We start from the raw sequence: 22104 nt of genomic DNA, 5'->3' as shown, positions 1-22104 counted from the left end.
GTACGCTGCACTTGCGTCACACCGGGGAATGTGTCATCACTCACGTCCCCACCCCTGGCGTGCCGGGCCCGGGCGGTCGACTCGACCAGAATCACGGAAGGGGCTGGTCGAGGCGGAACGCCCGGCACTGCCCCCGCTCCGGGAGCAGGGGGTACGCCCAGGCCATACCCACGTAGGCCGAGCACACAAACCTGACAGGAACCGATGTCTGCCGATCCGCTCCCCCCGCCGTCGCCGAGCCCCGCGCCCGGCCGTACGACCGTCCGCACGGCCGCCGTGATCCCGGCCGCCGGCCGGGGTGTCCGCCTCGGACCGGGCGCCCCCAAGGCGCTCCGCGCGCTGGGCGGCACGCCCATGCTCATCCACGCCGTCCGCGCGATGGCCGATTCCCGCGCCGTCTCCCTGGTCGTCGTCGTGGCCCCGCCCGACGGCGCCGCCGAGGTGAAGTCGCTGCTCGAATCGCACGCGCTGCCCGACCGCACCGACTTCCTGGTGGTCCCCGGGGGTGAGAGCCGCCAGGAGTCCGTGAAGCTCGGCCTGGACGCGCTGCCGCCCGGCTACGACATCGTCCTGGTGCACGACGCGGCCCGCCCGCTGGTCCCGGTCGACACCGTCGACGCGGTCATCGAGGCCGTACGCGACGGCGCGCCCGCCGTCGTGCCCGCGCTGCCGCTCGCCGACACCGTCAAGCAGGTCGCGCCCGCCGGCCCGGACGAGCCGGAGCCCGTGGTCGCCACCCCCGACCGGTCGCTGCTGCGGGCGGTGCAGACCCCGCAGGGCTTCGACCGGGCCGCCCTCGTGCGCGCGCACGAGACGGTGAAGGACGACGTCACCGACGACGCGAGCATGGTCGAACAGCTCGGACTCACCGTCGTCACGGTCCCCGGGCACGAGGAGGCCTTCAAGGTCACCCGCCCGCTCGACCTGGTCCTCGCCGAGGCGGTCCTGGCCCGCAGGAGGCTCAACGATGGCTTCTGAGCCGTACCCCCTGCCCCGCGTAGGCATCGGCACCGACATCCACGCCTTCGAGGAAGGCCGGGAGCTGTGGTGCGCCGGCCTGAAGTGGGAGGGCGAGGGCCCCGGCCTGGCCGGCCACTCCGACGCGGACGTCGTCGCCCACGCCGCCTGCAACGCCCTCTTCTCCGCCGCCGGCCTCGGCGACCTGGGACAGCACTTCGGCACCGGCCGCCCCGAGTGGTCCGGCGCGTCGGGCGTCACCCTGCTCACCGAGGCCGCGCGCATCGTCCGGCAGGCCGGCTTCCGGATCGGCAACGTCGCCGTACAGGTGGTCGGCCCCCGCCCCAAGATCGGCAAGCGGCGGGACGAGGCCCAGAAGCTCCTCTCGGAGGCGGCGGGCGCCCCGGTCTCGGTCTCCGGCGCGACGACCGACGGCCTGGGCTTCCCCGGCAGGGACGAGGGACTCATGGCGGTGGCCACCGCGCTGGTGGTCGCCGAGGGGTGAGCGCCCCCGTACGGGAGCGCGCGGAGCCGTGCCGGTACACGGCTCCGCCGCGCGGCCGCGCGGGCCCCCGGCCGGCCCGCGCGGGGCGATCGCCCCCGATGGAGCGGCGGGCACCGCGCACCGCCCCGCGCCCACTACCCTGGTGTCGTGACTATTCGCCTGTACGACACCAGCGCCCGGCAGATCCGTGACTTCACCCCGCTCCAGCCGGGTTGCGTCTCGATCTACCTGTGTGGCGCCACCGTGCAGGCCGCGCCCCACATCGGGCACATCCGGTCCGGCCTGAACTTCGACATCATGCGCCGCTGGTTCGAGTACCGCGGCCTGGCGGTGACGTTCATCCGCAACGTCACCGACATCGACGACAAGATCATCGCCAAGTCCGCCGAGCAGAACCGCCCCTGGTGGTCCATCGGCTTCGAGAACGAGCGCGCCTTCACCAACGGCTACGACGCCCTCGGCTGCCTGCCGCCCACCTACGAGCCGCGCGCCACCGGCCACATCACCGAGATGGTCGAGATGATGCGCGGCCTCATCGAGCGCGGGCATGCCTACGAGGCCGACGGCAACGTGTACTTCGCCGTCGCCTCGTTCCCGGAGTACCTGGAGCTGTCCAACCAGGAGCTCGACAACCTGCTCCAGCCGTCCGGCGAGGGCGAGACCGGCAAGCGGGACCCGCGCGACTTCGCCATGTGGAAGGCGGCCAAGCCCGGCGAGCCGAGCTGGGAGACGCCGTGGGGCCGCGGGCGCCCCGGCTGGCACCTGGAGTGCTCGGCGATGGCGCACAAGTACCTCGGCAGCGCCTTCGACATCCACGGCGGCGGCCTCGACCTGATCTTCCCGCACCACGAGAACGAGATCGCCCAGGCCAAGGCCTACGGCGACGAGTTCGCCCGGTACTGGGTGCACAACGCCTGGGTCACCATGGCCGGCGAGAAGATGTCGAAGTCGCTCGGCAACAGCGTCCTGGTCTCCGAGATGGTCAAGCACTGGCGGCCCGTCGTGCTGCGCTACTACCTCGGCACCCCGCACTACCGGTCGATGATCGAGTACAGCGAGGAGGCCCTGCGCGAGGCCGAGTCCGCGTTCGCGCGGATCGAGGGCTTCGTGCAGCGCGTGGTGGAGAAGGCCGGGGGCGTCGTCGAACCCGCCGCCGAGGTGCCCCCCGCGTTCGCCGAGGCGATGGACGACGACATGGGCGTCCCGCAGGCGCTCGCCGTCGTGCACACCACCGTCCGGCAGGGCAACAGCGCGCTGGCCGCCGACGACAAGGAGGAGGCGGTCGCCCGTCTCGCCGAGGTCCGCGCCATGCTCGGCGTGCTCGGCCTCGACCCGCTGGACCCGCACTGGGCCGGCGAGAGCGACCGCGGCCAGGACCTCCACGGCGCCGTCGACACCCTCGTCCGGATGGTCCTCGACCAGCGCGAGGCCGCCCGGGCGCGCAAGGACTGGCCCACCGCGGACGCCATCCGCGACCAGCTCAACCAGTCCGGCCTGGTGATCGAGGACGGCCCGCAGGGGCCGCGCTGGAGCCTCGGCCCGCGCTGAGATCCGGGGCCGCGGGGCCCCGGCGACGAAGATCGACTGTGCCGTCCGGGCCTCCGGGCGGCACACTTCACAGACGTACGCACACACGCACCACCCACGACTTCACGGAGACGGATACCTCATGGCCGCGAACAACCGCCGCATGTCCGGCAAGAAGGGCGCGCAGGTCGGCAGCGGCGGCCAGCGGCGCCGGGGCCTGGAAGGCAAGGGGCCGACGCCGCCCGCCGAGATGCGCAAGGGGCACGCCAAGCAGCGCGCCGCGCAGGCGAAGGTGCGCCGCGCCCAGGGCGGCCGCCCGCAGCAGCGGCGCGGCGGGGGCCGCTCGGCCTCCGAGCTCGTCGTCGGCCGCAACTCGGTCGTCGAGGCGCTGCGCGAGGGCGTGCCCGCGTCCACGCTCTACGTCCAGCAGTTCATCGACAACGACGAGCGGGTGCGCGAGGCGCTCCAGCTCGCGGCCGAGCGCGGCGGCATCAACCTCATGGAGGCGCCGCGCCCCGAACTCGACCGCATGACGAACGGCCTGAACCACCAGGGTCTGGTGCTCCAGGTCCCGCCGTACGAGTACGCGCACCCCGAGGACCTCGTCGCCGCGCACGACGAGGGCCAGGACCCGCTGATCGTCGCCCTCGACGGCGTCACCGACCCGCGCAACCTCGGCGCCGTCGTCCGGTCCGTCTCCGCGTTCGGCGGCCACGGCGTCGTCGTGCCGGAGCGGCGGGCCGCCGGGATGACCGCCGGCGCCTGGAAGACGTCCGCCGGCGCGGCGGCCCGTACGCCCGTCGCCCGCGCCACCAATCTGACGCGCGCGCTGGAGGCGTACAAGAAGGCCGGCATCACCGTCGTCGGCCTCGCCGCGGACGGGGAGGCCGAGCTGGGCTCGCTGGCCGCCCTGGACGGGCCCGTCGTCATCGTCGTGGGCAGTGAGGGCAAGGGACTCTCCCGGCTGGTCGGCGAGACCTGCGACCACCGGGTGCGGATCCCGATGCCGGGCGGCACCGAGTCGCTGAACGCCGGTGTGGCGGCGGGCATCGTGCTGTACGAGGCGGCGCGCCGCCGGGCGTGACCCTCGCCCAGCCGCGGGGGCGAACGCGCGTTCCCCGCGGTCACCCGCACGGGGAGTTCCGGGTGGTCCGGACCGGCTTGACGCGGTCCGGACACTTCCGGCGGGTCAAGGCAGTGTCCTAACGCCTTGTCACTCGGTTAGATGAGTGTGGACACCAGAACACCCCGCACACCCACGGGGGACCGCTCGTCGGGACTCGACGACGCTCCCGCGCTGAGCATGGTGAAGGTGCCGAGCGATCCGGCGCAGATCATCGTCAATCACGCCAGCTTCCGCGTACAGCTGGGCGCCTCGGCGCGGCGCGCCCACTCGCCGCGGATCGCACGGCACCCGAGTGCCGCCGAGGACACCGCCCGCATCCCGGTGGTCACCACCGTGGGCACGCCCGGCCAGACCGCCCGCCGCCGGCCGGTCGTCTGGACCGGCAGGTCCGCGCCCGACGACACCGGCGCCCACCGGCTGCTCCAGGCCGTACGGCACGAAGGCGTACGGCACGCCGACGAGCGGCCCGGCGACGCCTGGGCCACCCAGGCCATGCCGCACCCCGGCACCGGATACGACCCCGACGACGGCCCGGACACCCAGCCCATCCCCACCCCGTTCGTCGGCGCCCAGCGCCGCCCCGCCGACGGGCCCCTGCTGCCCCCGATGCGCACCGTCGGCAGCGCCGACGACGAACCCGGCTACGCCGGTCACCACGACCCGGCGTACGACCCCGCGTACGACGACGGGTACGACGACCGGTCCGAGGGCACCGGCAGGCGTGGCAGGCGGCACGGCGAGGACCCGGCCCGGCACGCGTACTACCCCGGCCGCCGGATGAACCTCGGCGTCGTCCTGCTCCCGCTGCGCGTCTTCCTCGGCGGCATCTCCGTCTACGCCGGGATGAGCAAGCTCTGCGACCCGCTCTACTTCGACGGCGGCGAGCGCGGCTCCATGGTGAAGTGGCTGCGCGCCCTGCACCCCTGGGAAGTCGCCGAGCCGCTGCGCCAGTTCGCCCTGGAGCACCCCATCGGCGCCGGGCTGGCCATCGCCTTCGCGCAGATCGTCGTCGGGGTCCTGACCGTCCTCGGCTGCTGGCAGCGGGTGGCCGCGGGCGTCGGGGCGGCGCTCTCCGCGGCGCTGCTGGTCACCGTCAGCTGGAAGAGCGTCCCCGCCTACGAGGCGCCGGACATCATCTACCTCGCCGCCTGGTCGCCGCTGATCATCGCGGGCGCCCCGGTCTACTCCGTGGACGGCCGGCTCGCCGGCGGGGCCTGGCGCCGGCTCGGACCGCGCGCCGACATCTGGGAGCTGCGCCAGTACGTCCTGCGGCGCGGCGCGCTCGTCACGTTCGTGGTGTGCGGGCTGAGCATGCTGATCGGCTCGCTGCTCGGCGGCGCCGTCCGGGACGCCGACCGCGTGGTCGTGCCGGGGCCCGGCGAGGCCCCGCGCAACGAGCTTCCCGGTTCCCCGCTGCCGGAGGAGTCCGGCGCGCGGCAGAAGGAGAAGCGGACCCCGTCCGCCTCCACCTCGCCCACCCAGGGCGCCACTTCGGGTACGGCGAGTCCGTCCGCCGGCGCCACGACCCCCGGGGCGACCCAGGGCGCCGGTGCGGTCACCGGCGCGCCCAGCCAGACCCAGGGCAGTGCCGGTCAGGCCCCGCCGCAGCAGTCCTCCCCGGCCGGTCAGGCGCCGAGCACCAGCTCCGGTCCGACCTCGGGCGGTGGCAGCACCACGGGAGGCACGTCCGGCGGCGGCTCCGGCGGCGACGGGGGCCCGGGCGGGGGCAGCGGCGGTACCTCCGAGGACCGGGGGCTGGTGGGTGGTCTCCTGGGGTGAGGAGACACCCCGGTACGGCAAGTGGGGTCCCGCGCGCAGGGCGTGCGGGACCCCACTCGCGTACCTGAGGCGTGGTGCGGGTCAGCGGGTCTGTGCCGCGAGCTCCTTGGCCGCCTCGGTGAGGTCCTTGGCGGTGTCGATCGCCCGCCAGTAGGAGCCCTGGGGGATGGTGAACCCGGCGAGCCGCCGCTCGCGCGCGAGACGCGGGAACGTGGTGCGCTCGTGGTCGCCGCGCTCCGGGAGCAGTCCGGCGAACTCGGGGGAGAAGACGTACACGCCCGCGTTGATCTCGAACGTCGACGGCGGGGCCTCGATGAAGTCCGTGATGTGACCGAAGCCGTCCGTGCGCACGGCGCCCCAGGGAAGGCGCGGGCGGGCCAGGGCGACGGTCGCGACGGCGTCCCGCTCGGTGTGGAAGTCGGCCATGTCGCGCAGCGAGAAACGGGTCCAGATGTCGCCGTTGGTGGCGTACCAGGGCCGGTCGGGGTGCGGGAGGTGGGCCGCGGCGTACTTCAGGCCGCCGCCGCGCCCGAGGGGTTCCGTCTCGACGACGGTGGTGACGGAGACGGGCAGCTCGGTGGTGTCCAGCCACTTCTGGAGCACCTCGGCGAGGTGGCCGCAGGAGATGACGACGTCGGTGACGCCCTCCTCGGCGAGCCAGGTGAGCTGGTGGCCGATGATCGGGGTGCCGGTGCCGGGGATCTCGACCATCGGCTTGGGCCGGTCGTCGGTGTACGGACGGAGCCGGGATCCCTGGCCGCCGGCCAGAACGACGGCTTGCACGGGGCGGGAGGCGGCGCGCGGATCGGTCATGCCCGCACTTTACGCGGGGCGGGGTGGGTGGGCGCGTGACCGGTGCGGTGTGGGCGCCCCACGTGGGTGTGGGCCGGGGGCGGGTTGCGCGGCCCGGCGTTTGCGGGGTGCCGTCGCGCCCACCCGTGCCGCCCCAGCGGCACGACTGCCCGCGGAGTGCGGAGGCGCGGCTGCGCGCGGAGTGCGGGTCAGGGCTTGGTGACTCCTGTGGCGTAGGAGGTGTCGCAGACCGGGCGGGCGTAGGACTGGGCCTTGTTGGGGCCGTAGACGCGGACCGCGGCCCTGCCGAGGGCGCGGGCGATGGTCGCGCAGTGCTTCGCCAGCGAGGGGCGGTCGTTCACCGCCTGCTGGAGGTGGGTGAGCGCGACGCCTGGGTTCTCCTCCTGGAGTTCCACCAGCAGCCTGTCGCGCAGCACGTCCTGCGGCGCGCGGGCAGCGGTGCTCGAGGAGGCGCCGGCGGCGGAGCCGTCCGCGGCGGTGAGCACGGGGCTCGAGGGGGTCCCCGACCAGTTGACCCCTGCGACCGCGAGTGTCCCGGAGAGCACCAGGACGACGGGCAGGACGAAGGCGAGGGAGCGGCCGATCCGGTGGGCGGGGCCCCGGCCGCGACGCGTCTGACGGTTAGTGGAGTGCTTCACGCGAGTGAGGGTAGCGCCCGGTAGCCGATGGGAAACATTCCGTCACCGTTACGGGGGATGGTGAACCCCGGATTCCGGGCGTCGTGTTGACGTACACGGTCGAAATGACCGTTGTGTCAGGGTATTTGTCGACAACGCGAAGGGCCCCGCGGAAGTCCCGCGGGGCCCTTCGGTGAAACGGCGTCAGTCGGACAGGCGCGCACCGCTCGACGTGGAGAAGACGTGGGTCTCGCCCGCGCGCGGCACGACGTGCAGCACGCTGCCCTTCTCCGGGACGTCACGGCCGCCGACGCGGACGACGATGTCCTTGGACTCGCCGCTGACCTGGGCGGTGCCGTAGACGAACGCGTCGGAGCCCAGCTCCTCGACGACGTTGACGGTGACGGCGACCCCCTGGTCGGACTCGGCGCCGGCCACGTCGAAGTGCTCGGGGCGGACGCCCACGGTGACGGTCTTGTCGCTGGTCGCGGAGAGCGCGTCACGCTGTACCGGCACCACCGAGTTGCCGAACTTCACGCCGCCGTCGGTCACCGGGACCTCGACCAGGTTCATGGCCGGGGAGCCGATGAAGCCGGCGACGAAGAGGTTCGCGGGCTTGTCGTACATGTTGCGCGGGGTGTCGACCTGCTGGAGCAGACCGTCCTTGAGGACCGCGACCCGGTCGCCCATGGTGAGGGCCTCGACCTGGTCGTGGGTGACGTAGACGGTGGTGATGCCCAGACGGCGCTGCAGCGACGCGATCTGCGTACGGGTGGACACACGGAGCTTGGCGTCCAGGTTGGACAGCGGCTCGTCCATGAGGAACACCTGCGGCTCACGCACGATGGCGCGGCCCATGGCGACACGCTGGCGCTGACCGCCGGAGAGCGCCTTCGGCTTGCGGTCCAGGTACTCGGTGAGGTCGAGGATCTTCGCGGCCTCCTCGACCTTCTGCCGGATCTCCGCCTTGTTGACGCCGGCGATCTTGAGCGCGAAGCCCATGTTGTCGGCGACCGTCATGTGCGGGTAGAGCGCGTAGTTCTGGAACACCATGGCGATGTCCCGGTCCTTCGGCGGCAGGTGGGTGACGTCGCGGTCGCCGATGCGGATGGCGCCGCCGTTGACGTCCTCGAGCCCCGCGAGCATGCGGAGCGAGGTGGACTTGCCGCAGCCGGACGGGCCGACGAGGACGAGGAATTCGCCGTCCGCGATCTCGATGTCCAGGGCGTCGACGGCGGGCTTCGTGGAGCCGGGGTAGACCCGGGTCGCCTTGTCGAACGTGACAGTGGCCATGGTGAATGGTCCCCTTCTACCGGCAGGAACGTGCCGGACGATCCGAGTAGGAAGGTGGTGCCACGGCGGGTGCTCCGTCGTGGTGTTGGTCCACATGAGTGAACTGGCTCAGGACGGTACCCGGCGTTCATCTGGTTGTCAGTAGTTCCAGGGCTGTGAATTTCGCGGAAACTTTCGACTGCCGGAACACCGGCTCAGAGCTCGGCGCCGTACCGTCTCGCCAGCACCGTCGCCGCCGTGGCGACCGCCTCCCGCAGTCCCGCGGGGCCGAGCACCTCCGCCTCGACGCCGAGCCGCAGCAGATCGCCGGTCGCGACCGCCTCCGACTCGACGGCCAGCTCCACCTCCACCCAGCCCCGTCCGTCCGCCGGTCCCGCCTGCGCGAGCGCCCGCGCCCCCGCCGCCCCGAACTGCATCGGCAGCAGCTTCTGCCCGCGCGGCGACAGCCGCAGCCGGGCCGTGCCCTGCCGCGTCGCCTCCTCCATCCGCCGGGCCGACTCCGTCCAGTGCGCGGCCAGATCGAAGCCCGCGGGCCGGGTGAACCCCTCGCCCGTCTCCGTCACCGCCAGGAACCGCGACACCCGGTAGGTGCGCACCGCGTCGTCCGCCAGCGCCGCCAGGTACCAGATGCCGCCCTTCAGCACGAGTCCCAGCGGGCGCAACTCCCGGTGCACGTCCCCGCGCCAGCGCCGGTAGTGGGCCCGCAGCACGCGCCGTTCCCACACCGCCCGTGCGACGGCCTCCAGATGCGGCACGGGGTCGGCGTCCCGGAACCAGGCCGGCGCGTCCAGGTGGAACCGTTCGCGCACCCGCCGGGCCTGGTCCGCGAGGCCGCCCGGCAGGGCGGCCTCCACCTTCAGCTGGGCGCTCGCCAGCACGGCACCGAGGCCCAGGTCCCTGGCCGGCCCCGGCAGCCCCGCCAGGACCAGCGAACCGGCCTCCGCGTCCGTCAGCCCGGTCAGCCGGGTGCGGTAGCCCTCCATCAGGCGGTACCCGCCCTCCGGCCCGCGCTCGGCCCGCACCGGCACGCCGGAGGCGCAGAGCGCCTCGACGTCCCGGTAGACGGTGCGCACCGACACCTCCAGCTCGGCCGCCAGCTCGGGGGCGGTCATCCGGCCGCGGTTCTGCAGCAGCAGGAGCAGGGAGAGAAGCCGGTCGGCACGCATGGGACCCATTGTCCGGCCGTACCTGACAGGAGGTGTCAGGTACGGCCGGAAGGCTTGAGGACATCAGCGTCCGTCGCCTCGGAAGGGGACACCCATGCCCACCGCCACGACCACCGGCCACTTCACCTTCGCCGACTGGAAGGAGAGCGCCGTCACCGGGGAGGACGGCCTCCCCCGGCTGGCGCACGCCACGGTGACCAACGCGTTCTCCGGCGGCATCGAGGCCGAGGCCACCACCTGCGACTACGCGATCGCCTACCTGACCGGGACGACCGGCACCTTCGCGGGCATGGAGCTCGTCGCCGGCCGGGTCGACGGCCACTTTGGCACCTTCGTCCTCGAGGAGCGCGGCCGCTTCGAGCCCGACGGCACCGTCCACTGCTCCTTCGAGGTCGTCGAGGGCTCCGGCACCGGGGAGCTGACGGGACTGCGCGGCACCGGCGGCTTCGTGTACCGCCACGGTGAGACGAAGGTGGCGTACACCTTCGAGTACCACCTGGGGTGACCGGGCGGGGGCCCGCTCCCGCAAGTGCGTGGCTCGGCGAAACCGGCTCTGTGTACAGTGGACCCGCCTTCGCGCGCGCCGCGCGCGGCGCCTCCTTAGCTCAGTTGGCCAGAGCAACGCACTTGTAATGCGTAGGTCGTCGGTTCGAATCCGACAGGGGGCTCCCCTTGTGGTCCCGGGCCGGATCTTCTCCGGCCCGGGACCTCTCATGCCGGGCGGTCACGCAGACGGCGGGCGATCTCCAGGTCCGTCTCGTTCAGCGGGCGGCCGTCCTCGGTCTCCCAGAGGCAGTTCTGCAGCAGCCGGCCGTACGTCCACGCGCGGGCGCGTGCGCGGTCCAGGCCGAGGACGTCGGTCATGGCGTCGAAGCGCCAGAGGACGTCGTCGGCGTCGAAGCGGTTGTCCAGGGCGGGCCAGAGGTCGAAGCCGGGGTCGCCGGCCAGCGGCTTGGGGTCGATGGCGAGCCACGGGGCGCGGTCCGCGGCGAGGACGTTCTCGTAGTGCAGGTCCCAGTGCAGCAGGCGGTCGCCGGGCTCGTCGGCGACCTCCCGCACGGCGGCGGCGCAGTCGGCGACGAGACGGCGGGCGGCCGGGTCCGGGACGCGCTCCAGGGTGGCGGGGGTGCGCTCCAGCATGTCCCGGGCGATGTCGTCGAGGCGGCGCATGCCCGCGGGGGCGGGGGTGGTGTGGAGGTGGGCGAGGAGGCGGGCGACGACCAGGACGGCCTCGTGGACGTCCTCGAGGCGGGAGAGCATCCGAGTGGCGTCGAGGCGTTCCAGGAGCATGGTGCCGGTGGGTTCGTCGTGGTCCAGCAGACGGACCGCGCCGTCGCCGTCCCACAGGCGCAGGGCGACGGGCTCGCCCTCGCTCTCGTGGTCGCGGATCTGGAGCTTCAGCACCGCCCGCGTCCCGTCCGCGCGGGCGACGGGGAGGACCAGGGCGCTCACGCCGTGCATGGGCGTCCCGGTGACGCGCAGCTCCCAGCGGTCCAGGAAGGCGGCGGCGAGGTCCGGCAGGGCGGCGATGAAGGCCCGGCCGGCCTCCTTGTTGAACTTCTCCTGGGCGGCGGCGAGTTCCTCGGGAATGTCGATCACCTTCCGCACGGTAGCGGCGGAGGCGGCTACGGCTCCAGGACGACCTTGCCGGTGGTGCCCCTGCTCTCCAGGGCGCGGTGGGCCTCGGCGGCCCCGGCGAGCGGGAAGCGGTGCACGGCGGGGGTGAGGCGGCCCTCGGCGGCCTCGGTGAGGGCGCGCAGTTCGAGGGTGCGCAGGGGGTCGGGGCCGCCGGCCCTGCGCAGCATCTCGGGGCCGAGGACGTTGACGGAGACGCCGTCGACGACGTACGGGCTGTCGCTGTCCAGGCCCTGGGAGGTCCAGCCGAAGACGATGTGCCGGCCGTCCGGCGCGAGCAGGTCGACCGCCGCGCGGGCGACGTCGCCGCCCACGCCGTCGTACACGACGGTGACCTTGCCGCGGTGGTCGTCGAGCCGCGCGGGCCAGCCGGGGTCCGTGTAGTCGACGGCGAGGTCGGCGCCGTTGGCCGCCACCTGCGCCGTCTTCGCGGGGCCGCCGGCCAGGCCGACCACGGTGGCGCCGGCGTTCTTCGCGTACTGCACGAGGAGGGTGCCGAGGCCGCCGGCCGCGGCCGGGACGAGGACCACGTCGCCGGGGCCCGGTTCGGCGAACTGCACGATGCCCATCGCCGTACGGCCGGTGCCGATCATGGCGACGGCCGCGGCGAAGTCCAGGCGCCCGGGGATCTCGTGCAGCCGGGCGGCGTCGGTGACGGCCAGCTCCGCGTAGCCGCCGGGGACGAAGCCGAGGTGGGCGACGACGCGCCTGCCGAGCAGGTCCTCGGGGGCGCCGTCGCCCAGGGCGTCGACCACTCCCGCGACCTCGCGGCCGGGGACGGTCGGCAGGGTGGCGGGGGCCGGGCCGGGGCCCCGCGCGCCCTCCCGCAGCGCGGCGTCCAGGAGGTGGACACCGGCCGCGCGGACGGCGATGCGGACCTGCCCCGGGCCCGGCCGCGGATCCGCGGTCTCCTCGTACCGGAGGTTCTCGGCGGGGCCGAAGGCGTGCAGACGGATGGCGTGCATATGGGTCCCCCGGGGGTCGGGTCGTGCGCCGCTGTGGACCCCACCGTGCGACCTCAAGCATGCTTGAGGTCAAGCGTGTTCCGGCCGAGGGCGAGGGAGACGGCCGTCAGGGCGCTGTTGAAGGAGACCTCCGAGAGCACGCCCGGCGCGGCGACCTGGTCCCCGGCGAGGTAGACGCCGTCCCCGCGGTCGACGGCCGGCCGGTCGCGCCAGCTGGTGCCGGGCAGGTCCACGGCGCCGGTACGGCCGTTCGCCACGGCGTCCCGCCGCCAGGTGACCCGCTCCCGCCAGCCGGGGAAGGCCAGGTCCAGCAGCTCCTCCGCGCGGGCGGCGCCGTCCGCCCTGGACTCGCCCGGGGCGATGGGGATCTGGCCCTGGATCAGCTGTTCGCCGGCCGGGGCGAGGGTGCGGTCCTGGGCGGTGAACCGCTCCAGCCAGCCCGGCGCGTCCAGGTCGGACACGGCGAACGCGTCACCGCGCCGGGTGCGCAGGGCGAGGTCGACCAGGACGGTGCGGCCGCTCGGCCAGGTCAGCGAGGCGTCGCCGAGGAGGCGGCGGGCCGAGTCCAGCGACGTGGCGACGACGACGGGGCCGCCGGTGGGCACGGTGTCGACGCGGGACAGCGTCTCCATGCGCACGCCCAGGTTCCACGCGCGGGCGGCCATCCGGTCGATCAGCGCGCCCCAGCCGCCCCGCGGGTAGTGCGCCTCCGGGGGCAGCCGGGTGGCGCGGCGCAGCCGCTCCTGCACGAACGCGGCGGACAGGGAGCCCGGGTCGTGGTGGAACAGCGCGACCGCCGCGTAGTGGGCGGCGGCCCGCGCGCCCTCCTCGCCGGCGATCCCGGTGGCCCAGCTGAGGAAGTCGGTGCCGACGGGCGCCCGCGCGACGCCGCGGCGCAGCAGCTTCAGCATCGCGAAGGGCGGGGTGCGGCGCAGCGCGCCCCGGTGGCGCAGCCGCAGGCGGGCCGCCTCCAGGGGCGGGAGCGGCGCGAGAGGGCCGATGAGGCCGCGCTGCCGCAGCCAGGTCCAGTGCGGGCCGCCGTTGTAGAGGGCGTGCGGTCCCTCGTTGGTCCGGTAGGCGCCCTCGGCGGTGCGGGCGCGGCCGCCCAGGGTGTGGTGGGCCTCGTGCACGGTGACCTTGGCGCCCTCCTCCGCCGCGGTGATGGCCGCGGTGAGTCCGGCGAATCCGCCGCCGATGACGGTGATGCGGTGCATGGCTGGGGGTCTCCCTCGTTCGGGGTCGCCTTCCGGCTTTGCAGGGACGACGGACGGCGGCGCCCGGATGTGACATGCGCGGAGTTCCCGCAGGCCGGAGCGGTTGTCAGTGGCGGGGTGCAGCATGGGTCCATGGCGAGGAGAGCGGTCGGCGGTCCGGGAGTGAAGGCGGCGCGGCGCCCGGAGCTGCGGCTGCCGGCGCTGGAGCGGTACGAGGGGGGCGGGCTGGAGCCCGACGGGGACTACGACGGGCTGGAGTTCCTGGAGGCGGACTTCGCCGGGCAGGACGGGGCGGGGGCCCGTTTCATGGACTGCGCGCTGACGGGGTGCGCGCTGGACGAGGTGCGGCTGACCCGGGCGCGGCTGCTGGACTCGGTGCTCGCCGGTGTCCGGGGGGTCGGGGCGGACCTGGCCGAAGCGACCCTGCGGGACGTCGAGGTGACCGACGCGCGTCTCGGGGGGACGCAGCTGCACGGGGCGGCGCTCGAGCGGGTGGTGATCAGGGGCGGCAAGATCGACTTTCTGAACCTGCGCTCGGCCCGGCTCAAGGACGTGGTCTTCGAGGGCTGTGTCCTGGTCGAGCCGGACTTCGGCGGGGCCCGCCTGGAGCGGGTGGAGTTCGTGGACTGCGCCCTGAAGGGCGCCGACCTCACCGGTGTCACCATCGTCGACGTGGATCTGCGCGGCGCCGCCTCCCTGGAGATCGCGCGGGGAGTGGACCGGCTGTCGGGCGCGGTGATCAGCCCCTCCCAGCTGCTGGACCTGGCGCCGGTGCTGGCGGGGGAGCTGGGGATCAGGGTGGAGGGCTGAGACGCCGGGGCTACTTCAGCCGGGGGAAGCGGGCCTGGAGGGTCCAGACGGCCGGGTTCTCGGCCAGGTCCTCGTGGAGGTCGGCCAGGTCGGCCAGCAGGTCGTGGAGGAAGTCGCGTGCCTCGCGGCGGAGTTCGGCGTGGGAGAAGGTCAGCGGGGGTTCGGAGGCGGGCAGCCACTCCGCCTCGATGTCCACCCAGCCGAAGCGGCGCTCGAACAGCAGGCGGTCGGTGGACTCGGTGAAGTCCAGCTCCGCGTACTGGGGCCGGGAGGCGCGGGAGCCGGCCGGGTCCCGGTCGACGTGCTCCACGATGTCGCACAGCGCCCAGGCGAAGTCCAGCACCGGCACCCATCCCCAGGATGTGGACAGCTCGCGGTCCGACTCGGTGTCGGCGAGGTAGACGTCCCCGCAGAACAGGTCGTGCCGCAGGGCATGGACGTCCGCGCGGCGGTAGTCGGTCTGCGGGGGGTCGGGGAACCGGTTGGAGAGGGCGTAGCCGATGTCGAGCACGGGCTGATGGTGTCATGGGCCCGTGCCCCCGCCCGCACGGGTGCGGCGGGCGGGCCCGGTCCGGGCGCCGCGGCCCGCGCGCGGCCGGCGGGTGCCGTGCCGGTGCCTCCGTAGAATGCGGCGGGTGCCCGCCTCCCGTCGCCACCGCCGTCTCCTCTCCCGTCGGCCCGGCGGCCCCCGGGGGCGTCTCGCGGTCGTCGGTCTGGTCCTGCTCGGCATGACGGTGACCGGGTGCCGCGCCGGTGCGGGAGACGACGACGCGGCGTCCCGCGGCGCGAGCGGGGTCGGCGACCCCTACTTCCCGAAGTCGGGCAACGGCGGCTTCGACGTCACCCACTACGGCCTCGACCTGGCGTACGCCCCGGACACCCACCGCCTGTCCGGCACGGCCACGCTCACCGCGCGGGCGACGCGGGACCTCACCGCGTTCAACCTCGACCTCGAGGGCATGACGGTCGAGAAGGTCACGGTCGACGGCGCGAGGGCGACGTGGCGGCGCGCCGGACAGGAACTGACGGTCCGGCCGCCGGACGGACTCGGCCGCCACACGCGCTTCCGGGTCGCCGTCCGCTACTCGGGCGTCCCGGTGACCGTCACCGACCCCGACGGCACCGAGGGGGGCTGGCTGCGGACCGCCGACGGCGCGGTGGCGCTGGGGCAGCCGAGGGGCTCGATGACGTGGTTCCCCGGCAACCACCACCCCTCCGACAAGGCGACGTACCGCCTCGCGGTGACCGTGCCGGAGGGGCTGCGGGCGGTGTCCCACGGGGAGCCGGCCGGTGAGGAGACCGAGGGCGGCCGGACGACCTACCGCTGGCGCACCACCGAACCCACGGCGAGCCACGCCGCCACGCTCGCCATCGGCCGGTACGACGTCGACCGGGCCACGACCGGCGGCGGACTGCCCCTGTACTCGGCGGTCGACCCGGAGCAGGCCGAGGAGAGCGGACCGGTCCTGCGGCGGCTGCCCGGCGTGCTGGAGTGGGCGGAGCGGACCTTCGGCCCGTACCCCTTCTCCTCCGCGGGAGTGATCGTGGAGCGCCCGGACGACGCCGGGTACGCCCTGGAGACCCAGAACCGGCCCGTCTTCCCCGGGGCCCCGGAGACCTGGCTCCTGGTCCACGAGATCGCCCACCAGTGGTACGGGAACTCCGTGTCCCCGAGGACCTGGCGGGACCTGTGGCTGAGCGAGGGCTTCGCGACGTACGCGGAGTGGCTGTGGGACGAGGACCACGGCGGCGACACCGCGCAGGAGACCTTCGACACGCTGTACGAGGGCGACTACTTCGACGACGAGGAGGAGAACGACGCGCTCTGGTCGTTCCCTCCCGCGCGGTCGCCCGGCGCGGCGCACCTCTTCGACGTGCCCGTCTACCAGCGCGGGGCGATGGTCCTGCACAGGATCCGGCAGGCGGCCGGCGACGACGCCTTCTTCGCGCTGCTGCGGGGCTGGGCGCGGGAGCACCGGCACGGCACCGCGGACACCGGCGACTTCACGGCGTACGTGGAGAAGTCGGCCCCCGGAAAGGACTTCGAGGGGATCTGGGCGGACTGGCTGTACGGGGAGGGGAAGCCGGAGCGGCCCTGAGCGCATGCCGGAGCCCCCGGCCGGGCGGCGAGCCGGGCCGGGGGCTCCGTCACGAAGGACGGCGGGGCGTCCGTCAGACGCTCACACCGAAGTCCTGGGCGATGCCCACGAGACCCGAGGCGTAGCCCTGGCCGACGGCGCGGAACTTCCACTCCGCGCCGTTGCGGTACAGCTCGCCGAAGACCATGGCGGTCTCGGTGGCCGCGTCCTCCGACAGGTCGTAGCGGGCGATCTCGGCGCCGCCGGCCTGGTTGACGATGCGGATGTAGGCGTTGCGCACCTGGCCGAAGTTCTGGCTGCGGTTCTCGGCGTCGTAGATCGACACCGGGAAGACGATCTTGTCGATGTCGGCCGGGAGCGCGGCCAGGTTGACGTTGATCGCCTCGTCGTCGCCCTCGCCCTCACCGGTGCGGTTGTCACCCGTGTGGACGATGGTGTTGTCCGGGGTCTGCTTGTTGTTGAAGAACACGAAGTGGCCGTCCGAGTAGACCTTGCCCTGCGTGTTGACCGCGATCGCCGAGGCGTCGAGGTCGAAGTCCGTGCCGGTGGTGGTGCGGACGTCCCAGCCGAGGCCCACGGTGACAGCGGTCAGGCCCGGAGCCTCCTTGGTGAGCGAGACGTTGCCACCCTTGGACAGGCTTACAGCCATTGTTGGGAGTCCCTTCCCTCGTTTGCGTACGGCTAGAAGCTACAGCTACCCCCTTGAACGCGGAGAGGGGTGCGCGAGGTTCCAGGTCTCTTTACTTTCTTTACCCGTGTTCCCGGGGCCCGGGGATTCCTGCGATATTCGGGTGACGTGGCCCGGTCGGAGGAGGGAACCTGTAGGGCATGTCCGGTCCCCATGTCATCCGTGGCTCCGTCTCCCTGCCCGAGGCCGAGCTCATGTGGCGTTTCTCGCGGTCGTCCGGGCCGGGCGGGCAGCACGTGAACACCAGCGACTCCCAGGTGGAGCTGCGCTTCGACCTGGCCCGCACCGAGGCGCTGCCCGAGGTGTGGAAGCAGCGGGCGCTCGAACGGCTGGCCGGACGGCTGGTCGGCGGAGTGCTCACCGTGCGGGCCTCCGAGCACCGCTCGCAGTGGCGCAACCGTGAGACCGCGGCGGTGCGGCTGGCGGCGCTGCTCGCGGAGGCGACGGCGCCGCCGCCGAAGCCGCGGAGGGCGACGCGGGTGCCTCGCGGGATCAATGAGCGGCGGTTGCGGGAGAAGAAGCAGCGGGCGGAGACGAAGCGGGGGCGCTCCGCGCGGGACTGGGGGTGACCTCCTCAGCCCCCTCGGGGTGTGACCCCGGGCCCCTCGGGGTGTGGCCCCGGGCCGCTTGGGGGGTGGCCCCGGCACCTGGGTGGGTGCGGGTGGGTGGGGGCTGGGCGCGCAGTTCCCCGCGCCCCTTTGGGGCGCTCCAGTGGGGGTGTGGTCAAGGTAGGGGGAGTACGCCTACTGATTCCTCTTCGGCGGTTTCGGTGGTTTTGTGGAAGCCCAGGGTGAGGTAGAAGTTCTCGGGGCCGTGGTCGCCGGGGTGCCAGGTGACCCAGAGTTCCCTGGTGCCGCGGCGGCGGAGCTCCTCGGCCACCGCCTGCACGGCGAAGCGCCCGTAGCCCCTGCCCTGCTCCTCCGCGGCGATGTTCAGCCGCCACAGGCCGGAGCGGATCACGCTGCCGCCGTCCTCGTGCCAGTCGATGTCGAGGAAGGCCATCAGGAAGCCCACCGCGCGGTCGCCGTCCATGATCAGGCGGGGCCAGGCGGTGCCGGGGTGGACGTATGCCTCGGCGAGGGAGTGCGCCACCGGCGTGACGGCGAATTCCTGGTCGGGGCGTACCCGTATGGCGAGGGCGGCCTTCAGGTTCTTCGCGGTGATCTCTTCGAGGCGAAGTGCGGTTGTCGTCGTCACGGCCGCACCCTACGCACGGAAATCCGGTCCGGTAAAAGGGATTTCGGCTACGTGCGCGACACGTTCAGCCCAACTGCCGGTAACGGCCCCGGAAATAGGTGAGCGGACCGCCTTCCGCACTCGGCATCCGGGCCGTCAGCACGCGGCCGATCACCAGGGTGTGGTCCCCGGCCGGCACCCGCTGTTCGGTGCGGCACTCCAGGGTCGCCAGGGCGCCGCCCACCAGCGGGGCCCCGCTGTACTCGCCGCGCAGGTACGGGATGTCGGCGAAGAGGAGGCGGTCGCTGACCCTGCCCTTCATCGCGAAGCGGCCCGCGATGTGCCGCTGGCTCTCGGAGAGCACGGACACCGACCACAGCGGCTGTTCGTCGAGCAGGTCGTCCATGCGGGACCCGTTGCGCAGGCTGACCAGCACCAGCGGCGGATCCAGGGACACCGACATGAAGGCGGTGGCCGTCATGCCGACGTCCTCGCCGGCCGGCGCCGAGGGGTCGTCGGGGTCCAGCGGCGGCTCCTGCGCGGTCACCAGGACCACGCCGGAGGCCAGCCGGGACAGGGCGGCCCGGAACTCGTCGTTGCTCACCCCTTCAGCATGCCGGGCGGCGGACGGAACGGTGATCGCGGACGAGGCGGAAGTGTTCGGCACGCGGGAAACGCTAATCTCCGCTGCACGGGTACCGCATCGGCCCCTGGCCCCAACCGGGACCTAGGACCAGCGTCCGAGGGGGACAGGTCATGCGAAACCACCGCAGAAAACCGCGTTCCGTGAATCCCCGGGAAATTACCAAAAGGCCCCGCAGTTGTTCACGTTTGCCTGTGACTTGAGTCACAAGGGGAAAGAATTGTTGACCCTGTGTACCGAGTGGGCAGCGCGCTGTGATTCAGTGGCGGGGAAGCTGCTGGGACGATACGCCGAAGAGAACCCTTGATTCGCTCCGAGGTCTCGGGGGGAGGGCGAGGATGGAGACCGAGTCGGAACCCTACGTCCGCCTTGCGTCGCTGCGACAACTCCACCAAGCCATGGCCGACATGAACACGGCCCGCAGCCTGGCGGACACCTTGCAGACGGTCGCCGACGGCGTCGTGGGCGCCCTCGGTTACGAGCTGGCGGCCGTCAACCTGGTACGCCCCGACGGCGATCTCGTGGTCGCCGCCCTCGCCGGGAACACCGCCGCCGAGGCCCTGATCACCGGACGGGCCGGCTCCCGCGAGTCCTGGGACCGCCGTCTGAACATGGGTGAACGCTGGGGCGACCTGATCTTCATACCCCACAGCGAGGGCTGGGTCCTCGACGACGACGACGTCCCGCAGTGGTACACCGACGGGCCCGCGCCCCGCTTCGAGGACGAGTGGCACCCCTCCGACCGGCTCTTCGCCCCGATGTACGCCCCCGGCCCGCAGGGCGGCGGCAACTCGGGGGAACTGGTCGGCGTGCTCTCCGTGGACCGCCCGCGCAACGGCCGGCGCCCCGGCGCCTGGGGCCGCGAGGCGCTCCAGATGTACGCCTTCCAGGCCGCCATCGCGATCAGCAACGCCCGGCTGCGCGCCAACATGCAGCGCGCCCTGGTCCGCCTCGAACGCGACCAGCAGGCGCTGCGGGCCAGCGAGGAGAGCTTCCGGCAGGCCTTCGAGTACGCCCCCTCCGGCATGGCCATCGCCGAGATGGGCGGCGACCAGCACGGCCGCATCCTGCGCACCAACGACGCCCTGTGCCGCCTGCTCGGCCGCCCCGCCTCCGCGATGCGCCGCTACTCCTTCTCCGACCTGGTCCACCCCGAGGACATCGGCACCCTGCTGCGCACCTCCGCCGAGGGCGGCCGGGCCGAGCTGCGCCTGGGCCGCCGCGACGGCACCTACGTCTGGGTGTCGCTGCGCAACTCGGTGGTCGCCGACGCCGCCGACGGACCGCGCTTCCTGCTCACCCACGTCGAGGACATAGAGGAGCGCAAGCGCCGCGAGCTCCAGCTCGCCCACCGCGCCTCCCACGACTCCCTCACCGGGCTGCCGAACTCCGCCGAGCTGCGGTCGCGGCTGGCCTCGCGGCTGTGCCGGCAGCAGCCGCAGGGCGTGCTGCCCGCCGCCGTCGACTCCATGGAACCCTTCGAGTCCTTCGACTCCCACGACGCCGCCTACGGCCCGCCCGCCTTCGACCGGGGACACGACTTCGACTTCCCGCCGGGCGCCGAGACCTTCGACGGCTACGACCACCATGTGCACACCGTCGCGCCCGCCGCCGAGTTCGACGACGGGGCCAAGGGCCTCGCGGTCCTCTTCTGCGACCTCGACGGCTTCAAGTCGATCAACGACCGGTTCGGGCACAACGCGGGTGACGCGGTGCTCATCGAGGTCGCCCGCCGGCTCAGCAACGGCGTGCGCGACGGCGACACCGTCGCCCGGCTCGGCGGCGACGAGTTCGTGATACTCGCCGACGGGCTCGGCCGGGCCGACGCCCAGGACCTCGCCGTACGGCTGCGCAACGAGATCATCCAGCCCATCCGGGCCGAGGGCCGGGCCGTCCGGGTCGGGGCCAGCTTCGGCATCGGATGGGCACACTGCGGCCTGACTGCGGACGAAGTGTTGAAGTCAGCCGACGAGCGGATGTACGTCGAGAAACGATCTCGTCCCAAACAGCATCGCCGGGCGGGCTGAACCCCAGGTCAGCGATTCGATGCGGTCCGGGTCACCCGATCGGGTCACCGGAAGCGGGTAGGCTCGCCTATCTCACCACTCGTACCGCACCCGATCCGCAGCTAGGAGCACCAAGGGATGACGGCCGGCAACAACGGCGCGAGCACGCCGGAGGACGACGACCCGTTCGGCTACCTCTACGCCGACGGGCAGGCCAACGGGGCCCAGCCGCCGTCCGGCGGCTACGGCTACCCGAACTCGGTGAACCGGGTGCGGCCGGTCGGAACCCGGCAGTACGGCCAGCAGGCCGCCGCCCCGCAGGCTCCGCAGCAGCAGGGCGTCTACGGCCAGCCGAGCGCCCACTACGCCGCCCCCGAGACGCTGCCCGGCGGCGCGACCACCACCCAGTCGCCGCAGCCGGCGTACGGCGGCCGTGGTGGCGGCCGGGGCCGCGGACCGAACACCAAGGGTCTGCTCATCGGCGCGATCGCGGTGGTCGCCGCGGTCGTGATCGGCATCGGCATCGCCATGATCGGCGGCGACGACGACGAGGGCGACGGCGGCAACCAGGCGGACTCGACGCCCACCCAGTCCCAGGACAGCGGCGAGCCCAGCCCCTCCGCGAGCGAGAGCGCGGAGGAGGCGGCGGACCTGCCGACCGGCGACGCGAAGGCCATGCGGCTGGGCGGCACGGCAGCCCTCGCCTCGGACATCGAGGGCGCCCAGTCCGACGGCGGCGTCTACGTGACCAACCTGAACCAGCCCGGTTCCTCGGTCACCTGGACCGTCAACGACATCCCCGAGGACGGCGCCTACACCGTCTTCGTGCGCTACAGCACCACCGACGACCCGCAGTCGATGACGCTCACCGTCAACGGCAAGGAGTTCGGCTCCAAGCTCAACATGGACAACTTCGCCCGTGCCAAGGACGGCGACTTCTCCAAGGGCTGGACCCAGACCTTCGCCTGGCCCACCCTCAACAAGGGCAGCAACACCATCTCGGTCTCCTGCGCCGACGGCGACAAGTGCAACGTGCTGCTGGACCAGCTGTGGCTCAAGGAGGGCCAGGTCAAGAAGTGACCGGC

At 73.2% G+C, this 22104-nt stretch carries 22 protein-coding genes and 1 tRNA gene; 12 read left to right on the top strand and 11 right to left on the bottom strand.

From position 1 onward, the window contains the following. The first annotated feature begins 204 nt into the window (after window positions 1-204). From ispD to CNQ36_RS15795, 5 genes are all read left to right on the top strand, one after another. Window positions 205-978 carry a 2-C-methyl-D-erythritol 4-phosphate cytidylyltransferase gene (gene ispD / locus CNQ36_RS15815; protein WP_004929882.1) on the top strand — a complete coding sequence of 258 codons (774 nt, stop codon included), beginning with the start codon at window positions 205-207 and terminating at the stop codon, window positions 976-978. After that, window positions 968-1462: a 2-C-methyl-D-erythritol 2,4-cyclodiphosphate synthase gene (ispF, locus tag CNQ36_RS15810; RefSeq protein WP_121546494.1), complete on the top strand. Its 495-nt coding sequence runs from the start codon at window positions 968-970 to the stop codon at window positions 1460-1462. The genes ispD and ispF overlap by 11 nt, the downstream gene beginning before the upstream one ends. A 147-nt stretch (window positions 1463-1609) precedes the next feature. Further along, complete coding sequence (gene cysS / locus CNQ36_RS15805; RefSeq protein WP_121546493.1) at window positions 1610-3010, top strand: cysteine--tRNA ligase; 1401 nt, start codon at window positions 1610-1612, stop codon at window positions 3008-3010. Window positions 3011-3131: 121 nt separating this feature from the next. Further along, window positions 3132-4073, top strand: a complete 942-nt coding sequence (gene rlmB, locus CNQ36_RS15800; RefSeq protein ID WP_121546492.1) for a 23S rRNA (guanosine(2251)-2'-O)-methyltransferase RlmB — start codon at window positions 3132-3134, stop codon at window positions 4071-4073. A gap of 141 nt (window positions 4074-4214) precedes the next feature. Further along, window positions 4215-5894: a DoxX family protein gene (locus tag CNQ36_RS15795; protein WP_121546491.1), complete on the top strand. Its 1680-nt coding sequence runs from the start codon at window positions 4215-4217 to the stop codon at window positions 5892-5894. Window positions 5895-5975: 81 nt separating this feature from the next. On the opposite strand, the gene CNQ36_RS15790 is transcribed toward CNQ36_RS15795, so the two are convergent. From CNQ36_RS15790 to CNQ36_RS15775, 4 genes are all read right to left on the bottom strand, one after another. Next, on the bottom strand, window positions 5976-6707 hold the full coding sequence (locus CNQ36_RS15790; protein ID WP_004929893.1) for a nucleotidyltransferase family protein: 732 nt from the start codon (window positions 6705-6707) through the stop codon (window positions 5976-5978). Between the two features lie 188 nt (window positions 6708-6895). Continuing rightward, window positions 6896-7345, bottom strand: a complete 450-nt coding sequence (locus tag CNQ36_RS15785; RefSeq protein WP_121546490.1) for a hypothetical protein — start codon at window positions 7343-7345, stop codon at window positions 6896-6898. A gap of 183 nt (window positions 7346-7528) precedes the next feature. Beyond that, on the bottom strand, window positions 7529-8617 hold the full coding sequence (locus CNQ36_RS15780) for an ABC transporter ATP-binding protein (RefSeq protein WP_004929896.1): 1089 nt from the start codon (window positions 8615-8617) through the stop codon (window positions 7529-7531). 194 nt (window positions 8618-8811) lie between these two features. Continuing rightward, window positions 8812-9783: a helix-turn-helix transcriptional regulator gene (locus CNQ36_RS15775; protein WP_206278462.1), complete on the bottom strand. Its 972-nt coding sequence runs from the start codon at window positions 9781-9783 to the stop codon at window positions 8812-8814. A 94-nt stretch (window positions 9784-9877) separates the two neighbouring features. Between CNQ36_RS15775 and CNQ36_RS15770 the strand changes: the two genes are divergently transcribed. Continuing rightward, complete coding sequence (locus CNQ36_RS15770; RefSeq protein ID WP_121546488.1) at window positions 9878-10288, top strand: DUF3224 domain-containing protein; 411 nt, start codon at window positions 9878-9880, stop codon at window positions 10286-10288. A gap of 89 nt (window positions 10289-10377) precedes the next feature. Next, a tRNA-Thr gene (locus CNQ36_RS15765) sits at window positions 10378-10451 on the top strand. Window positions 10452-10494: 43 nt separating this feature from the next. Here CNQ36_RS15765 and CNQ36_RS15760 read toward each other — a convergent pair. From CNQ36_RS15760 to CNQ36_RS15750, 3 genes are read right to left on the bottom strand one after another with little or no spacing between them, the layout of a single operon-like run. Further along, window positions 10495-11391 (bottom strand): aminoglycoside phosphotransferase family protein, encoded by an 897-nt coding sequence (locus CNQ36_RS15760; protein ID WP_410177121.1) that lies wholly within the window; start codon window positions 11389-11391, stop codon window positions 10495-10497. Between the two features lie 17 nt (window positions 11392-11408). Next, window positions 11409-12383 (bottom strand): zinc-binding dehydrogenase, encoded by a 975-nt coding sequence (locus CNQ36_RS15755; protein ID WP_121546487.1) that lies wholly within the window; start codon window positions 12381-12383, stop codon window positions 11409-11411. A gap of 53 nt (window positions 12384-12436) precedes the next feature. Continuing rightward, on the bottom strand, window positions 12437-13597 hold the full coding sequence (locus CNQ36_RS15750; RefSeq protein ID WP_121546486.1) for an NAD(P)-binding protein: 1161 nt from the start codon (window positions 13595-13597) through the stop codon (window positions 12437-12439). A gap of 132 nt (window positions 13598-13729) precedes the next feature. On the opposite strand from CNQ36_RS15750, the gene CNQ36_RS15745 reads away from it, so the two are divergent. Beyond that, on the top strand, window positions 13730-14407 hold the full coding sequence (locus CNQ36_RS15745; RefSeq protein WP_228312978.1) for a pentapeptide repeat-containing protein: 678 nt from the start codon (window positions 13730-13732) through the stop codon (window positions 14405-14407). A 10-nt stretch (window positions 14408-14417) separates the two neighbouring features. Here CNQ36_RS15745 and CNQ36_RS15740 read toward each other — a convergent pair whose 3' ends face one another. Then, entirely contained in the window at window positions 14418-14918 is a 501-nt protein-coding gene (locus tag CNQ36_RS15740; protein WP_004929907.1) for a hypothetical protein, read from the bottom strand. Window positions 14919-15135: 217 nt separating this feature from the next. Between CNQ36_RS15740 and CNQ36_RS15735 the strand changes: the two genes are divergently transcribed. Then, window positions 15136-16506 (top strand): M1 family metallopeptidase, encoded by a 1371-nt coding sequence (locus CNQ36_RS15735; protein ID WP_121548476.1) that lies wholly within the window; start codon window positions 15136-15138, stop codon window positions 16504-16506. Between the two features lie 73 nt (window positions 16507-16579). On the opposite strand, the gene CNQ36_RS15730 is transcribed toward CNQ36_RS15735, so the two are convergent. After that, the gene (locus CNQ36_RS15730) at window positions 16580-17155 is read right to left on the bottom strand and encodes a TerD family protein (RefSeq protein ID WP_004929909.1); all 576 of its coding nucleotides are present in this window, start codon (window positions 17153-17155) and stop codon (window positions 16580-16582) included. Between the two features lie 179 nt (window positions 17156-17334). On the opposite strand from CNQ36_RS15730, the gene arfB reads away from it, so the two are divergent. After that, window positions 17335-17763, top strand: coding sequence for an alternative ribosome rescue aminoacyl-tRNA hydrolase ArfB (gene arfB / locus CNQ36_RS15725; protein ID WP_004929910.1), 429 nt, complete (start codon window positions 17335-17337; stop codon window positions 17761-17763). 154 nt (window positions 17764-17917) lie between these two features. On the opposite strand, the gene CNQ36_RS15720 is transcribed toward arfB, so the two are convergent. Next, the gene (locus CNQ36_RS15720; RefSeq protein ID WP_121546484.1) at window positions 17918-18391 is read right to left on the bottom strand and encodes a GNAT family N-acetyltransferase; all 474 of its coding nucleotides are present in this window, start codon (window positions 18389-18391) and stop codon (window positions 17918-17920) included. A 64-nt stretch (window positions 18392-18455) separates the two neighbouring features. Further along, on the bottom strand, window positions 18456-19037 hold the full coding sequence (locus CNQ36_RS15715; RefSeq protein ID WP_121546483.1) for a flavin reductase family protein: 582 nt from the start codon (window positions 19035-19037) through the stop codon (window positions 18456-18458). 314 nt (window positions 19038-19351) lie between these two features. Between CNQ36_RS15715 and cdgB the strand changes: the two genes are divergently transcribed. Together cdgB and CNQ36_RS15705 are read left to right on the top strand one after the other, a co-directional pair. Continuing rightward, the gene (cdgB, locus tag CNQ36_RS15710; protein WP_121546482.1) at window positions 19352-21040 is read left to right on the top strand and encodes a diguanylate cyclase CdgB; all 1689 of its coding nucleotides are present in this window, start codon (window positions 19352-19354) and stop codon (window positions 21038-21040) included. A gap of 117 nt (window positions 21041-21157) precedes the next feature. Then, window positions 21158-22099, top strand: coding sequence for a carbohydrate-binding protein (locus CNQ36_RS15705; RefSeq protein ID WP_004929917.1), 942 nt, complete (start codon window positions 21158-21160; stop codon window positions 22097-22099). The last annotated feature ends 5 nt before the right edge of the window (window positions 22100-22104 follow it).

The organism is Streptomyces fungicidicus (assembly GCF_003665435.1).
In the GTDB taxonomy this organism is placed as follows: domain Bacteria; phylum Actinomycetota; class Actinomycetes; order Streptomycetales; family Streptomycetaceae; genus Streptomyces; species Streptomyces fungicidicus.
This window is presented reverse-complemented; position numbering and strand designations above follow the sequence as displayed.